At 39.9% G+C, this 15669-nt stretch carries 13 protein-coding genes and 1 pseudogene; all 14 read left to right on the forward strand.

The features are described from left to right. Nucleotides 1-306: 306 nt before the first annotated feature. The 14 genes and pseudogenes from ACFPA1_RS03195 (at nucleotide 307) to ACFPA1_RS03260 (ending at nucleotide 15635) form a co-directional block, all read left to right on the forward strand. Nucleotides 307-1110 carry an enoyl-CoA hydratase/isomerase family protein gene (locus ACFPA1_RS03195; protein WP_378581228.1) on the forward strand — a complete coding sequence of 268 codons (804 nt, stop codon included), beginning with the start codon at nucleotides 307-309 and terminating at the stop codon, nucleotides 1108-1110. Nucleotides 1111-1287: 177 nt separating this feature from the next. Next, nucleotides 1288-1380, forward strand: a pseudogene (locus ACFPA1_RS03200) (DNA replication protein DnaD); the annotation flags it as partial. A 313-nt stretch (nucleotides 1381-1693) separates the two neighbouring features. Further along, the gene (locus ACFPA1_RS03205) at nucleotides 1694-3250 is read left to right on the forward strand and encodes a spore germination protein (RefSeq protein ID WP_213116181.1); all 1557 of its coding nucleotides are present in this window, start codon (nucleotides 1694-1696) and stop codon (nucleotides 3248-3250) included. Continuing rightward, the gene (locus ACFPA1_RS03210; RefSeq protein WP_378581230.1) at nucleotides 3243-4358 is read left to right on the forward strand and encodes a GerAB/ArcD/ProY family transporter; all 1116 of its coding nucleotides are present in this window, start codon (nucleotides 3243-3245) and stop codon (nucleotides 4356-4358) included. Before ACFPA1_RS03205 ends, ACFPA1_RS03210 begins: the two co-directional genes overlap by 8 nt. After that, nucleotides 4355-5422: a Ger(x)C family spore germination protein gene (locus ACFPA1_RS03215; protein ID WP_213140629.1), complete on the forward strand. Its 1068-nt coding sequence runs from the start codon at nucleotides 4355-4357 to the stop codon at nucleotides 5420-5422. The genes ACFPA1_RS03210 and ACFPA1_RS03215 overlap by 4 nt, the downstream gene beginning before the upstream one ends. Before the next feature lie 219 nt (nucleotides 5423-5641). Next, a complete protein-coding gene (locus ACFPA1_RS03220) occupies nucleotides 5642-6970 on the forward strand; it encodes a nucleobase:cation symporter-2 family protein (RefSeq protein WP_378581232.1) in 1329 nt (442 codons plus the stop codon). Between the two features lie 60 nt (nucleotides 6971-7030). Further along, entirely contained in the window at nucleotides 7031-7642 is a 612-nt protein-coding gene (locus ACFPA1_RS03225) for a nucleotidyltransferase family protein (protein ID WP_378581234.1), read from the forward strand. Between the two features lie 100 nt (nucleotides 7643-7742). After that, nucleotides 7743-9881, forward strand: a complete 2139-nt coding sequence (locus ACFPA1_RS03230) for a xanthine dehydrogenase family protein molybdopterin-binding subunit (RefSeq protein ID WP_378581236.1) — start codon at nucleotides 7743-7745, stop codon at nucleotides 9879-9881. A 20-nt stretch (nucleotides 9882-9901) separates the two neighbouring features. Then, the gene (locus tag ACFPA1_RS03235) at nucleotides 9902-10378 is read left to right on the forward strand and encodes a (2Fe-2S)-binding protein (protein ID WP_378581238.1); all 477 of its coding nucleotides are present in this window, start codon (nucleotides 9902-9904) and stop codon (nucleotides 10376-10378) included. After that, complete coding sequence (locus tag ACFPA1_RS03240; protein WP_378581240.1) at nucleotides 10363-11232, forward strand: FAD binding domain-containing protein; 870 nt, start codon at nucleotides 10363-10365, stop codon at nucleotides 11230-11232. The genes ACFPA1_RS03235 and ACFPA1_RS03240 overlap by 16 nt, the downstream gene beginning before the upstream one ends. A 144-nt stretch (nucleotides 11233-11376) precedes the next feature. After that, nucleotides 11377-12174: an XdhC family protein gene (locus tag ACFPA1_RS03245; RefSeq protein ID WP_378581242.1), complete on the forward strand. Its 798-nt coding sequence runs from the start codon at nucleotides 11377-11379 to the stop codon at nucleotides 12172-12174. Nucleotides 12175-12560: 386 nt separating this feature from the next. After that, on the forward strand, nucleotides 12561-13796 hold the full coding sequence (locus ACFPA1_RS03250) for an ABC transporter substrate-binding protein (RefSeq protein ID WP_378581244.1): 1236 nt from the start codon (nucleotides 12561-12563) through the stop codon (nucleotides 13794-13796). Nucleotides 13797-13884: 88 nt separating this feature from the next. Continuing rightward, nucleotides 13885-14817, forward strand: a complete 933-nt coding sequence (locus ACFPA1_RS03255) for a carbohydrate ABC transporter permease (RefSeq protein WP_213140621.1) — start codon at nucleotides 13885-13887, stop codon at nucleotides 14815-14817. After that, entirely contained in the window at nucleotides 14814-15635 is an 822-nt protein-coding gene (locus ACFPA1_RS03260; protein WP_213140620.1) for a carbohydrate ABC transporter permease, read from the forward strand. The genes ACFPA1_RS03255 and ACFPA1_RS03260 overlap by 4 nt, the downstream gene beginning before the upstream one ends. Nucleotides 15636-15669 lie beyond the last annotated feature (34 nt).

Here is a 15669-nt window from a genome sequence, read left to right on the forward strand (position 1 = left end):
AGTTCAGCATCTATTTTTTAATCCGCATTTGGACATAGCTGAACTAGTATATAACTTTCACTTGCCTATTATCAGAAAATTATGTATATTCTACTTGAAGTATTTTGAAACCTCCCAATCCTACTAGATATGAATTTTCTGATATCCTTACTCAAAAAATGGGATTGATTTAAGGATTGATGGTGGTTTTAACTCTATGTAATTATGTGCCCGATGTATCACAATGGTTACACATGCCAAAAATTGTTTCAAAAGTAAAGGAGTATATGAATATGTAATACTATTAGAATAAGGGGTGTTCAGGCAATGATAAATGAAACAGCACGTTTTGAGACGATTACATGGGAGAAGAAGGGGGAAATAGGTTTATTGACCTTTAACAGGCCTGAAAGATACAATGCCATTTCGTATCAGCTCATGGATGAAGTGGCAACTGTGTTGGACAGTTTAAAGTACGACACGGACTGTAGGGTTTTGGTGCTTACGGGTGCGGGTAAGGCATTTTGTTCAGGGACTGATTTAAAAGAACAGCGGCAATTTGAAGGAAACATAAAAGAAAGAGCGCCACAGCTTTTTGATTCACAAAAAAGGTTGTCCGATTTAATTGTAAGGTTTAGACAAATTCCGCAACCGGTAATAGCTGCGGTAAACGGGGTGGCAGCAGGCGGTGGGATGTGCTTTGCTTTAGCTTCCGATGTGAGAATAGCCGGTCCCAATACCAGGTTTATCGCCTCCTTCGTTAACGTTGGACTTTCCGGGGGTGAGTTGGGTGCCAGCTATTTTTTGCCCCGTTTGGTCGGAATGTCCCGGGCCTCAGAATTGCTGCTGACAGGGCGCGAAGTTTTAGCTGAAGAAGCACTGCAAATCGGTTTAGTATCTCGGCTAACTGGAGAGGGTGAGGTCCTTCCGGTTGCCTTTGAAATGGCTAATTTAATGTTGGAAAAATCGGCACTTGGTTTGAAAATGACAAAAGAAATATTAAACACAACTCTTGAACACGACCTGGAGGCTAGTCTTCAAGTCGAGAACAGATCGCAGGTGTTGTGTGTCTTAAGCGGAACATTCGAAGATGCCATCAAACGGTTTGAGAACCGAAAAAACAAAAAGTAAAAAGAATATTGTAAAGCCATGCATATGTAAAATCGAAAACTATCAATCTAAATTTTAATAAAAAAGAGGGTATTAGCTAGTTTAGGGCTGTCGACAATGTTGACAGCTATTTTTTTTACAATAAATCTTTTTTGTTTTCGTACAGACTTCTGTTTCAATCCGATTGTTTTGGAAGGGATGACCCCGGAGGACAGGTATTTTTATCTCTATCTCCTTACCAATCCACAAACAACACAAATTGGAATCTATAAAATTACGAAAATGAAAATGATACATATATCGATGAGGAATACGAAGCGATAGACGATACGTTCACGCATTGTTTTCCGATACGTGGACAAAAAGAAAAAGAAAATAAAAAAGAAAAACAAAAACAAAAAGCTTTGCATCTCACTCCACATACAGCGAATAATCAAAAAACAGATGATGTCAAAGAAAAGAAGGAGCACCTTAACAGATTCGGTTACTCTTGCAAAATGGACCCGTGAAAAACAAGGAATATAAAATGTGGTTTTTCAGTTAATGCAGGATATTCTAGCCAATTTAGGAAAGTATAAGAGAAAAACTTCCAAATGGTGCTAATATGGCTAATCTTTTTAAATCAATTAAACACATTATTAACAAAAAAAATATACCAACTAACCAAAAAGACCACCAAAGCAGCCTGGTAAAACGTGAATATAGCAAGGACCAAACCGAAGACTGGGAAAAGGAACTTACTAAATCAAAGGATTATCAAAAGAGCTATTACTTTAATCAAAAGTCAGGAAAGAAATTTACACTCACATACTTTTCTACACTTGTTGAAGAAAAGGTGATGGATAATAATGCTGTTCCCCCTCTACTCGAGGGTGAGTTTTACACAATTGCCGATGTTAAAAAGCTTCTTCCTATAGCAGATGTAGAACTATCGAACAGCTCTAATGATATCCCGGAAATGTTGATGAAAGGTTTTGTCATGCTTACCTTAGAAGGGGAAAAGGAGTTTGCCTTCATCTCCTCACCTAAACAAGTTGTCCGGTCGGTTTCTGCACCAGAGATTGAATTTAGTGTTGTAGGTCCTAAAGAAGCCTTTGTAGAAGCCATTGACCAAAACATAAATATGATCCGAAAGCGTTTGCCAATTAAGGAACTCATCGCGGAACAATTTATAGTTGGAAAATTATCGTTAACCAAGGTATGTGTCCTGTATATCAAAGGGATTACGAATAAGGAAATCATTAATACTGTCAAACAGCGGATTAGCGATCTTGAAAAGGATGAAATCGCTGACAGTTCCTATTTTACTCAGATTATTTCAGATAATGGGAATTCTCCTTTCCCACAGCTGCTTGATACAGAAAGGCCTGACCGGGTGACCTCCAGTTTGGCTGAGGGGAAAGTGATTATTTTAGTTGATGGCTCACCGCATGCCTTGATTGGGCCAACCTCTTTGACAGAGTTCTTTAACTCTTTCGAAGATTATTTTCTTAACTGGATTCTTGCAACCTTTATTCGATTAATACGTTTATTTTCCGTTATCTTCTCGATTATGGTTACACCTCTTTATGTGGCAGTGGTGACTTACCATTATCAAATGATTCCAAAAGACTTATTAATTACCTTAGTTACCTCAAGGCGTGTTGTGCCTTTCCCGCCCATTCTTGAGGTATTGTTTTTAGAAGTAACGATTGAACTTCTAAGGGAAGCAGGGGCAAGGCTTCCAACCAAGGTCGGCCAGACAATCGGTATCGTAGGCGGTATTGTCTTGGGGACAGCATCAGTGGAAGCCGGGCTTACAAGTAATGTTCTGTTAATTTTAATTGCCCTTGCTGCACTAGCTTCCTTTACCACACCTGTCTATCAAATGAGCAATACCATCCGGATTCTGCGTTTTCCGTTTCTGATCATGGCTGAAATATGGGGGTTAGTAGGGATTACGATTGCTTTTTGTTTTTTGCTTACACATTTGCTGCGGCTTACATCGTTGGGCTTCCCCTTTATGGAACCAGTCTTTCCGCTTAGAGTGAAGGATTTTAAAGATGCTTTATTCCGTCTGCCTTTCAAAAGTCAGGCGAAACGTCCACAGTTTCTAAGGACCAAAGACTCCACCCGGTTTAGCAAGGAGAAGGCTAATAAAAAGAAGGACATTGATGAATAAGGAAGGAAGAGGAGTAATGATTCAGGGACCCGTCCAGGAGAGACTCCAAATATCACCATTTATGGCCGCCTATGTCATCATTTCGATGCAGATTGGAATAGGAGTTCTTGGTTTTCAGCGCATTATTGCCAAAGATGCTGGCACTGATGCCTGGATATCGGTTATTGGGGCAGGATTAACCATCCACATCATCGTGTGGATTATGTATAAGATTTGTGAGACTGTAAATGGGGATGTACTGGATGCCAATGTTTATTTATTTGGAAAAATAATCGGCAACAGTATAAATACCCTCTTTATTTTTTATTATACAGTTACTTGTGCAGCGGTACTTGGCGGCCTGTTTGAAATTATTCGTACTTGGATGTTTCAAAGTTTAAGCTCGTTTTGGTTCGCAACTGTATATTTACTTTTAGGAATCTATATCGTATACGGAGGCTTTCGGACCGTAGCCGGAATCTCCTTTTTTGGACTAGTTATTCCTTTTTATTTACTTTTTTCTTTCGGATTTGCCTTACAGTATGGGGATTTTACCAATCTATTGCCAATATTTGATCATTCCTTTATTCAACTAGTAAAAAGCGGCTACCATATGTCACTGAGTTACCTTGGCTATGGCATTTTATTGTTTTTTTATCCTTTCATTAAGAAACCTGAGCAATCAAAAAAATTTGTTCATATCGGGCTTTTGGCAACCACTTTTATTTATGCTGCTTTAGCAGTTATTACCTTTGCCTATTTTCCTCTTGGTCTGCTTGAAAAATCGATTTGGGCAACATTGGAAATGTGGAAAATTGTCCGGCTTCCGATTCTAGAAAGGTTTGAGTATTTGGGAATTGCCAATTGGGCTTTGATTTTACTCCCAAATATTGCCCTTTCTTTATGGGTAGCCAGCAGAGTGACCAAACGCATTTTTCATATTAGTCAAAAAAAATCGGTTATTTTTATTGCGTCGGCATGTCTGATTATTGTGGTGCTCATTTCTACTAGAGAAAGACTGAACGTTCTTTTCGACTATACGGCACTTGTTGGCTTTGCCTTAGCTTATGTTTACACACCGCTGCTATATTTTTCACTACTGATTAAAAAGAAGGTGAAAGCGAAGTGAAAAAGAGCCACTTTATCGTTGCGGTATTGTTTTGCATGACAATCCTGTCTGGATGCGTGGATAGAAAAGTGATTGATGATGTAAATATTGCCACTGGGATCGGGATTGATAAAAGTGGTAACCAGTTCCTTGGAAGTATCATGATCCCCGTGTTTAAGCCAGACAAGTCATTCGGGAATTTTACGTTTGTCTCCAAAGGAAATGTTATCCGGGATTTGGTATCTGAAATGCAGAAAAAGGCATCACAGCCAATTGTCAGTGGAAGTCTTGATATTGCCCTTTTTGGCGAGGATGTCGCACGTGAGGGACTAATTAAAACTCTAGACGTCTTTTTGCGGGATCCAAGCGTGGGAGCAAGGGTTCAGTTGGCTGTAGTAGATGGGAAAGCCATCGATATTTTTAAAGGAAGATATGGGGACCGCGGGAATTCCCAATACCTGACACAGTTACTAGAACATAATATGAATCAACAAAATTTGCCTATAACCAATCTTCATCGTTTTTTAGCCAATTTTTACAAGAGAGGGCAGGATCCATATTTACCAATGCTTAAGAAGAGTAATCATAGTTTAGTGACCATAACTGGATTAGCCCTTTTTAAAGATGAAAAGGTTGTCGATATTCTCCATGAGAATAAAATGTTTTACTTCAAACTCCTTGTTGACAATCACATATTGGGGGCAGTTAAAGTAAAGGAGGCTCATGGTGAATCTACTGTCAAAAGTATTGGGTTAAAGAAAAAAATGAGGCTGATAAGAAGGGACCCCTATACATTCTCGATCAAGATTAAATTGAAGGGAGATCTCACCGAACACCAGGAAAAGATGCTTAAGGAAGGCGAGATTCAAAAAGTTGAGAACCAATTGGCGAAACAAATCGCTCGGGAATGCAAAATGTTAATTGAAGATTTTCAAAGAAAGGGCATTGACCCAGTCGGCTTTGGCCACTTTGCAAAGTCTAGGACACGAAATTTTGATTTTAAAAAGTGGAATACGGAATATAAAAATGCCAAATTTAAGGTTACCGCAGATGTTCATTTGATTGGACACGGTGTAGTTGAGTAACAAATATTTGATAGGTTCCTTATTTTAGTTAAATGCTCATTGTTAATCTTAATGTTGTAGAACGGTATAACTATTATTATCAGAAATATAATTTAAAGAAAAAATTATTAAAAATCTTTTGAAAAGGGGGGGCACAGCAATAGGAAAGATTTAAAGAGTATGATCATACGTCTGAAAATTATTTCTGCTCAAAAAGTCGTTACCAAGGGAGGCAAAATAATGGAAAAGTTAACTCCATGGAAAATTGGGACTTTAGGTCTTCAACATGTATTGGCCATGTATGCTGGGGCCGTTATCGTTCCCCTTATTGTTGGACCTGCGGTAGGTATGACCCCGGAGCAATTGTCTTTCCTTATTTCTATCGACCTGTTTACCTGCGGAATTGCCTCATTACTTCAAGTAGTGGGAGGAAAGTATTTTGGAATTAAGCTTCCAGTTATATTAGGGTGTACTTTTACGGCAGTTGGACCGATGATTGCAATTGGGAAACTTCAGGGTATAACCGCTATTTATGGTGCCATCATCGTCTCCGGGATCATTGTCATGATACTTGCTCAATTTATGAGTAAAGTAATGAGGTATTTTCCGCCTGTCGTAACAGGATCTGTTGTAACAATTATTGGGATTTCACTCATTCCTGTGGCTATGAACAACGTTGCAGGAGGAGTAGGGGCACCGGATTTTGGGAACCTAAGAAATTTATTACTGGCGGCATTGACCCTAGTCCTCATTATCGTTATTAACCGCTACCTTTCAGGCTACATGAGAGCTGTTTCTGTTCTAATTTCCATGATTTTAGGTACTCTGGTTGCGATGGGGATGGGAATGGTGAATTTATCATCAGTTAGCCAGGCTTCCTGGTTTCATATGGTGCAGCCGTTTTACTTCGGGATTCCCACTTTCCATATAACTGCTATCTTAACGATGATTCTCGTCGCCATCGTAAGCATGATTGAATCAACAGGTGTATTTTTGGCATTGGGGGATGTCTGCGAGAAGAAACTGGAATCGTCTGATATCAAAAAAGGATTGAGGGCAGAAGGTTTGGCTAGTTTTATTGGAGGAATCTTTAACGCTTTTCCATACACGACATTTTCCCAAAATGTGGGGTTGGTCGCCCTTACGAGAATAAAAACACGCAATGTCGTCATTGCAGCCGGTGTGATTCTGATGATATTAGGATTGGTACCAAAAGTGGCAGCGCTTACAATGATTATCCCAAATCCTGTTCTTGGGGGAGCAATGATTGCGATGTTTGGTATGGTAATTTCTTCTGGTATTAAAATGCTTTCCCGTGTCGATTTCCAAAGAAATGAAAATCTGCTGATTATAGCGATTTCGGTAGGAATTGGGTTGGGAGCCGCAGTTATCCCTGATGCATTTGCTAAATTGCCCGAGGGATTGCGTTTGCTTTTCCAAAACGGGATAGTAATTGGAAGTTTTACCGCTATTGTGCTTAACCTATTTTTAAATAAAAGGGAAGAACAAAAGAATAATGATATATTAGAAGATCTCAAATCGGATCATTCGGCAGACGCAAGTATTTGAATAAATAAATCCGAAGGATCACTGTTCATTTTTGTGATCCTTTACGTTTTATTCTAGGAGGTGACCAATATAGAAGCTATCATCCTAGCAGCTGGATATTCCAGCCGGGCGAATGCCTATAAAATGACTCTGCCACTAGGGCATATGACCGTATTGGAGCAAACGATTTCTAAATTTGAAGGATTAATCAGCAAAGTAATCATTGTAGCTGGGTTTCAAGCTGAAATCATCCAAGCGGAAATAGCAAAAATCAGCAGTAAAAATGCCTATTCATTCGAGATGAAGTTTGTTTATAATGAAAACTTTAACCAAGGAATGTTTAGTTCCATCCAAAAGGGCTGCTCTGAAGTAAATGCCCAAACCATCTTACTAACTCCGGGAGATTGTCCGCTTGTTAAAAAAGAGACCGTTCAGCTAATCGCAAAACACAAAGAGGATGTAGTTATTCCCAGCTTTAATTATAAAGGTGGTCACCCTATTAAATTATCAAGTGATGTGAAACGGAAAATTCTTGAAACCGATCCAACAAGCAATTTACGGATGGTCCTCGCCAATTACGATAAGAATTATCTGAATGTAAATGATCCGGGTGTTTTAATGGATGTCGATACGCCGGAGGATTACCAAGAAGCCATAGATTATTTTAAAACTAAAATGGCTTATACAACGTAATGGTGGCAAAAATGAATCATAAAATATCCTTCTTATTTATAAAATTGTAGGAAGAGGTTTCTATTAATAAATAATGAGTCGAAGGGTGTTGTTGTATTTAATGAGTCTCAAAGACATAAGCACCGCAGTGCCCAAAAAGGACCATAGTGGTAAAGTGTCGGGCCAGTTGGCTTATATTAGTGACGTGAAAGTGGAAAACATGGTTTATGGCGTTTTGGTTCGTTCGCCCATTGCTTATGGAAAAATCAAATCCATTCAATTGCCAAACTTTCCTGAAGGGTATGAAGCAGTTGGGGCAGAGCAGATCCCTGGTCCAAATGTTGTGAAAATCATCCAAGAAGATCAGCCCATTTTTGCCAATGAGTGGGTCAATTATATTGGGGAACCGATTCTTATGCTCGTTGGAAAAGAGCTGGATATCCTATACCGTTTGCTAAATGAAGTGAAGATTGAATTTGAAGAACATCAGGCAATTTACACATTGGACGATGCCATCCAACAAAAATCAGCACCCGGGGTTACAATGGCAAGCTATGAATTTGGAGAAAGCTTAGAGGCGATTAGAACGATCGAGCAGGGAGCCCACAAAATCATTGAAGAAGAATATTCAACGGGTTATCAGGAGCATGTCTACCTAGAGCCGCAAGGAATGCTCGGCATCTATAAGGAAGATGAAATTGTCGTCCAAGGCTCGATGCAATGCCTTTATTATATAAAAAATGCGTTAATAAGCGCTTTAGCCTGCGGGGATGATGAAGTCAGAGTGGTTCAAAGCCCCACTGGCGGAGGTTTTGGCGGCAAAGAAGAATTTCCTTCAATGATGGCGTGTCACGTCGCGGTTGCGGCAAATGCCGTCAAGAAATCGGTGATGCTCGTGTTCGACCGCTCTGAAGATATGGTGGTAACCACGAAAAGGCATCCGGCCAAATTTAAATATCGAACGGCTATTGATGAAGAAGGAAATATTTTGAGCATGTGTGTGGATGTCTTTCTTGATGGAGGAGCAAATGCTGGATTAAGCTCAGTCGTGCTGCAGCGTGCCTTATTAAACAGCGCAGGCGTTTATAAAATTCCACATTTTCATGCAAAAGGATACGTCTTAAAGACCCATACCGTTCCAAATGGGGCCTTCAGAGGGTTTGGAGCTCCGCAAAGTTTTGCCGGAATCGAAAGTCATATGGGCCATCTTAGTAAACTAGCAAACATCGAACCACTTGAATATAAACGAAAATACCTCGTCAAACAAGGAGACCCCACCATTACCAAAGGCCAATTCCGCGACCCAATCTTAATGGAAGACATGATTGAGGATTTGCTTAATGCGTCAGATTTTAAAAAGAAAAAAGGGGAGTTCCAGCGTTTCAATCAACAAAATCTGCGCTATAAAAAAGGCATCGGAACTTCGCTGTTCCTCCACGGCTGCGGATTTACAGGCAGCGGCGAAAGAGATCATATTAAAGCAACAGTCAAGCTGGTTAAATCAAAGGATGACAACGTTATACTAAAGATCTCCAATTCTGATATGGGACAAGGAATTTATACAACGCTGAGTAAAATTGTGGCCCAAGCACTCGATCTCCCGTTTGACAGAGTTTTGTACCCTGACCCCGATACGAAAGAGGTGCCCGACTCCGGTCCAACCGTAGCCTCCCGGACGACCATGATTGTCGGGAAATTGCTTGAACGCGCTGCGAAAAAACTGAAGGCACAGTGGCAAACCGGAGTGGAACAGGAAGTAGTGGAGAACTATGTTCACCGTGAAATGATTCCGTGGGATGAGAAGACCTTTACGGGGGATGCCTACCCAGCTTATTCCTGGGGCGTTAATATCGTCGAAGTGGAAGTGGATACGTTAACAGGGAATGTAAAGTTGGAAAAAGTATACGGCAGTTATGAAGTGGGTAAAGCCATTGATAACCGGATTTTGAAAGGCCAAATTGACGGCGGCTTGGCTCAAGGGTTAGCGTACGGGTATTTAGAAAAGATGACGTCAAAGGAAGGAAGAATCCAACAAAAAAGCATTTCGGATTATGGACCGCCGACTTCCATGGACGTGGTTTCTATCGAAAGTAAGGTCTTTGATAATCCTTATGCAGATGGTCCGTACGGGGCGAAGGGTGCAGGAGAATTGACGTTAATCGGCGGCGCTCCAGCGGTTCAAGCGGCGATCGAGGATGCACTGCAAACGTCTTTTCAGCAAATTCCCATTACACCGGAAGTCATAATCGAAAGTCTATGAATGAGAGCAGGTGAACAAGGTTGATAAAATTTACGCTTAATGGAAGATTGGTAGAAACGGATGCTCCTCCCACAGCAAGATTACTAGATTTTATTAGAGATGAGTTTGCGTTAATCGGAACAAAGGAAGGCTGCGGTGAAGGAGAATGCGGGGCCTGCAGTGTGTTTGTCAATAATCTTCTGCAAAACAGCTGCCTTATTCCAATTGGTTCGATTGATGGAGCTGATATTGTAACGATAGAAGGGATCATGGAATCGGAACAATTTAAGATTTTGGATGAGAGCTATTCCAGTGCCGGAGGCGTGCAATGCGGTTACTGCATTCCTGGGATGGTCATGGCCAGTGCCGCATTATTATCCAAAAACCCTCATCCTTCAGAGGCTGAAATTAGGGAAGGGATTTCCGGAAATCTGTGCCGGTGCACCGGCTACAATATGATTGTGGATGCGATCAACCTAGCAGCGAAAAAAGGGGACGGCTTATGGCAGAAAAAATAACCGCATATCGCTTCGATCGTTTAGACCAAACGTTGAGCCAATTGAATAAAGAAACCTGTACTATCATTGCCGGAGGCACCGATGTTATGGTCCTTCACAAAAGTAGAAGGGGAGTCCCCCCGAAAATTCCAAACCCAGTTGTTTTTATTGACCAACTATCCGAACTAAAACGTGTGTATCAAAATCAAAAGGACCTCCATATCGGTGCCTGCTGTACTTATAGTGAATTACTTGAGGAACCGTTAATCCCGCTTCCCTTAAAGAGCGCAATAAAAACCATTGCAGCACCGGCGATTCGAAACAGAGGGACGTTGGGAGGAAATATTTGTAACGCTTCTCCGGCCGGTGACACACTGCCACTTTTATATGTGTACAATGCCAAGCTTTTGCTGCGGTCCGTTAATGGTGATCGGGTCGTTGCGATTAGCGATTTTATACAAGGGGTGCGAAGGGTTGGGCGTCAACACAATGAAATTTTGGCTGAAATTATCTTGCCGTCCGTGCTCGATGAAGGTTCACATGTTGTGTTTGAGAAGGTCGGCAACCGCAACGCAGATGCCATTGCTAAAGTAGGGTTTGCAGGACTTATCCGGGTCAAAGATTCTCGAGTCGAGGATGTCCGCTTTGCATTTGGAGCGGTCGGACCAACGATGGTCCGTTCTCTTGATATTGAGAAGAAGCTGCTTGGAAAAACCATACCTTTAGCAGATTCAGACATCGCCGAGGTTGTCGCAGCCTTCGATAAGATTATTCGGCCAATCGACGATCAGCGCTCCACTGCTATCTATAGAAAAAAAGTAGCTTTAAATCTATTGCGTTATTTTCTTAGTTTGAAGCAATATCAACCGAATTAAATCCAGCACTTTTATTTGCGTTTTTACGAGTGTTATTTGCGAATTCAACCCTTTTATTTGCGATGTTGCAATTTTTATTTGCGAATACTCATTATCAACAATATTTTAGAAAAGAGCCTTTCAAAAAAGGGGGGAGCTTTATTCATGCTACTGATGGAAAAAGTGGCCATGCTGAACCGTCAAAACGAAACCTTTGCACTCGCTATAATAATTGAATCAAAGGGCTCGACTCCCAGGCATGTTGGAAAAATGATTGTATACCGTGATGGGACGATTGAAGGCACTGTCGGCGGGGGATTGGCCGAACACTATATCATCGAGGAGAGTGTAAAGGCGCTCGAAAAGGGTCAATCGAAAATCGTTGAATACAAATTGAACAGACATGCAAAAGATGGGATTCAAATGAGCTGCGGCGGTACGTTGCGGGTGTTTATTGAAGTGTATAAAAGCAGGCCAGAACTCGTTTTGGCTGGTGCCGGTCATCTGGCGCATGCGCTGGCAACGCTCGCTGACTTCCTTGAAATTCCATATAGCGTTGTGGATGACCGGGTTGGTTATGCGACAAAGGAACGCTTTCCTAATGCAACCAACATCTTTGTACATGAGGATATTGGAGAGGCTTTGCGCCAATCAAGCCCAAATGAAAAGTCTTATGTGGTAATAGTAACAAAAGATGGTGATGATATTGTATTAAATACGGCACTAAAATATCCGATTGCCTATGTTGGCATGGTCGCCAGCAAGCGTAAAACCATCACCATACTTCAAAAACTAAAAAATGAAGGGGTCAGCGAAGAACTATTAGAGCAGGTCCATTCTCCAATCGGATTGGATATTAGCTCGGAAACAACACAAGAAATTGCCATCAGTATTATCGGGGAAATCATCAAAGTAAGTAAGGAGGCGACAAAGCCTATAAAAGTGAAACAATTAAATAGATAGGAAAAGCTTTAAGGATTTTTAAGTAGGGGTATTCGATTCAACGTGCCCTACTAATGAGTATTTCAGAAAAAATAACCGCCGTCGGTGTGACGGCGGTTACTTTTTTAAGCTTACCTACCTGTTAAAGGAGCTTTCTTAAGGTCAAACCACTCCACGCACGTCTTCGTTTTTACTAAAAATCCCCAGTGTGAAAAATCCTTTTTACTTAAATAGGCTTTATTAAATTATCTATTCCTAAACCCTAGTAAAACTTGTAAATACTTCCTTTATTAATGACGAAATCAAATTCATCCGGTAAAAATATTTAGTAAAAATGATAATAAAACCGTTTACATTTAGTAAAACTGAGATTATAATCAAAATGTCAGAATAAAAGGAGGACCACTATGAAGCTAGTAAAATCAATTTTATCTTTATTCATTGTATCAGCATTGCTTTTAGCAGGCTGCAGTTCAACGTCTAGCAAAAACGACGGCGATAAAACTGCAGACGGAAAAGTCAAAATTCGATTTGCCACATGGGATGTTGGCGACGATGTTAAATTACAGCAAGGTTTGATTGATAAGTTTAATGAAACTCATAAAAATATAAAAGTTGTTTTAGAAGCTTACGGAAGTGATTATGATACAAAAATCACGGCTGGTATGGGTGCGAAGGATGCACCAGACGTTATGTATATGTGGAATTACCCGCAATATAAAGATGCATTGGAACCTCTAGATTCTTATATTGAAAAAGAGGGTGCAGAGTACAAAGATAATTTCTATGAAACTCTTTGGAACTACAATTCAGCAGATGGAAAAGTCCTTGGATTGCCAGTTGGATACACAACTCATGTAGTTTACTATAACAAAGCCCTTTTTGATAAGGCTGGAGTTGAATATCCAAAAGCGGGTTGGACCTGGGAAGATCTGCAAGAAACAGCTAAAAAGCTGACAAACAAAGATACGAAAGAAACGGGATTTGCTTTTTCAGGCAAGCCGGATCCATATGATTTTGAAATGTACTTATGGGGCAACAATGCTTCCTATGTTGATAAGGATGGAAAATTAAAAGGAAACCTGGATTCAAAGAAATCAGTTGAAGTATTTAAAATGTTCCAGAACATGGCGAAGAATAGCACCGCCATTACAACTGAAGGTTCAGGGGATACAGAAATGAAATCTGGTAAAGTGGCCATGTTTGTTTATGGCGCATGGGGAATTAACCCATTAAAAGATGCGGGCATCGACTACGGTGTGGTTGAATTACCGAAGTTTAAAGATGGAAAAAGTGTAAGTATTTTAAGCTCTTCAGGTATTTCTGTTTCGAAAGATTCCAAACACAAAAAAGAAGCATTTGAGTTTATTAAATTCTGGACTAGCGAAGAAGCGAATAAAGCGAGAATTGATTTCGAGCTTCCAGTTCTAAAATCTGTGGTAAAAAGTGAACAGCTTGAGCAAGATGAAATTAGAAGTGTGTTCTACTCAATGCTGGAAAAGAGTGACGGTTACACGCCTTCTTCCTTCATCGTTGATGATTGGAGTCAGGTATCTGAAAATCTAAATCTTGCATTCGAGGAAATCTTTAACCCTAGTACAATGATGGATCCAAAAGAAGCATTAAGCAGTGTTGTGGAGTAAAACATAAGTACGTTATGAGGTAAAGCACTTCACATGAAAATGTTGGGTGCTTTCCTCCATTTTAATCTGAACTTTAAGGGGTCATCTTATGTTTAGTAAATCGAAGAAGGCGAATAGCTATCAGCTGGTAAGTAGGAAAGTGCCCTATTTATTTATTTCACCGTGGATTATTGGGTTTTTGGTGTTTACCTTGGGACCATTGGCGTTTTCTTTAATCATGAGCTTTTATGATTGGCCCATTACAAGTGACCCGACATTTATTGGAATCGACAACTATAAAAATATGTTTACAAACGATCAGCAATTTTATAAATCCTTAGGTATAACCTTGAAATTTGCCGCTATTTTCGTTCCGTTAAATTTGGTTATAGCCTTAATTCTTGCACTTCTTATTACGCAGCCTGTAAAAGGAATTAAACTATTCCGTACAATTTTCTATTTGCCCGCTGTTGTTTCCGGTGTAGCGATTTCTATTATTTGGGGATGGATTTTCAACTCTCAATACGGAATTTTAAACTATATTTTATCCTTAATTGGGGTTGAAGGGCCAAAATGGCTTGTCGATCCAAAGTGGGCCATCCTCACAATCGTAATTGCAAGTGCCTGGGGCGTAGGTACCATGATGCTGATTTTCTATACAGATATTAAGGGGATTCCAGCAGAAATATATGAAGCGGCAGCGATTGATGGTGCGAGCCCGCTTCGTCAGTTCATTAGCATCACAATCCCATGTATAACGCCAACGATTCTTTTTAACGTTATTACATCTGTTATTGCGGCCTTACAGCAATTAACATTGGTTCTCCTGCTGACTGGCGGCGGTCCGTTAAAATCAACATATTTCTACGGTCTGTATGTATTTAATAACGCATTTAAGCACCATCATTTAGGATATGCAAGTGCAAACGCATGGTTCATGTTCATCATTATTTTACTTTTAACAATGTTAATTTTTAAATCATCGTCCACATGGGTGTTTTATGAGAATGAAGTGAAAAAAGAAGGGAAGAAGAAAAAATGAAGATGTCAAAGAAGCATAAAACAATCGTATACATCCTTCTCGGGTTATTTTCACTTTATTTCTTATTACCGTTTGTGTGGGTCATCCTTTCTGCTTTAAAAACGGAAGCCGAAGTTTTCAGCTTTCCGCCAAAGATTTTTCCAGATGTTCTTCAGTGGGGCAACTTTATTGATGCCTGGAAAAGCCAGCCTTTTGGAACTTATTTTATAAACTCGGTAATTGTTACTGTGATGACTACTTTAGGACAATTGATTTCATGTTCCTTGGTCGCTTATGGGTTTGCAAGATATGATTTTAAATATAAAAATATCCTATTCATTTTATTGCTAGCAACGATGATGATTCCATGGGATGTTACGATGATTCCTTTATACATGGAATTTAAAATGTTCGGTTGGATTAACACCTTAAAGCCCTTAATTATCCCAGCGTTTTTTGGGTCTGCTTATTATATCTTTTTACTAAGACAGTTCCTTATGAATATTCCCAAGGATCTTGAAAATGCAGCGAGAATTGATGGAGCAAATGAATTTCAAATCTTCTTTAAAATATTCCTCCCGATTATGAAGGCGCCACTTATCTTAATCGCGGTATTAAATATTTTATTGGTTTGGAATGACTACCTTGGTCCATTAATTTATCTTCAGGACCAATCAAAATATACGTTGGCACTGGGACTTGCAGCGTTTAAGGGAATTCATAATCTGCAAATTTTACCGATTATGTCTATTACATTAATCATGATTGTTCCGCCAGTATTAGTCTTCTTGTTTGCACAGAAGTACATTGTGGAAGGAATTAGTGGTTCAATCAAGTAGTTTTCGTAAAGGTAAAAAATGCCCGGATTTCAAC

Source organism: Neobacillus sp. GCM10023253, assembly GCF_042653105.1.
Taxonomy (GTDB): domain Bacteria; phylum Bacillota; class Bacilli; order Bacillales; family Cytobacillaceae; genus Neobacillus; species Neobacillus citreus.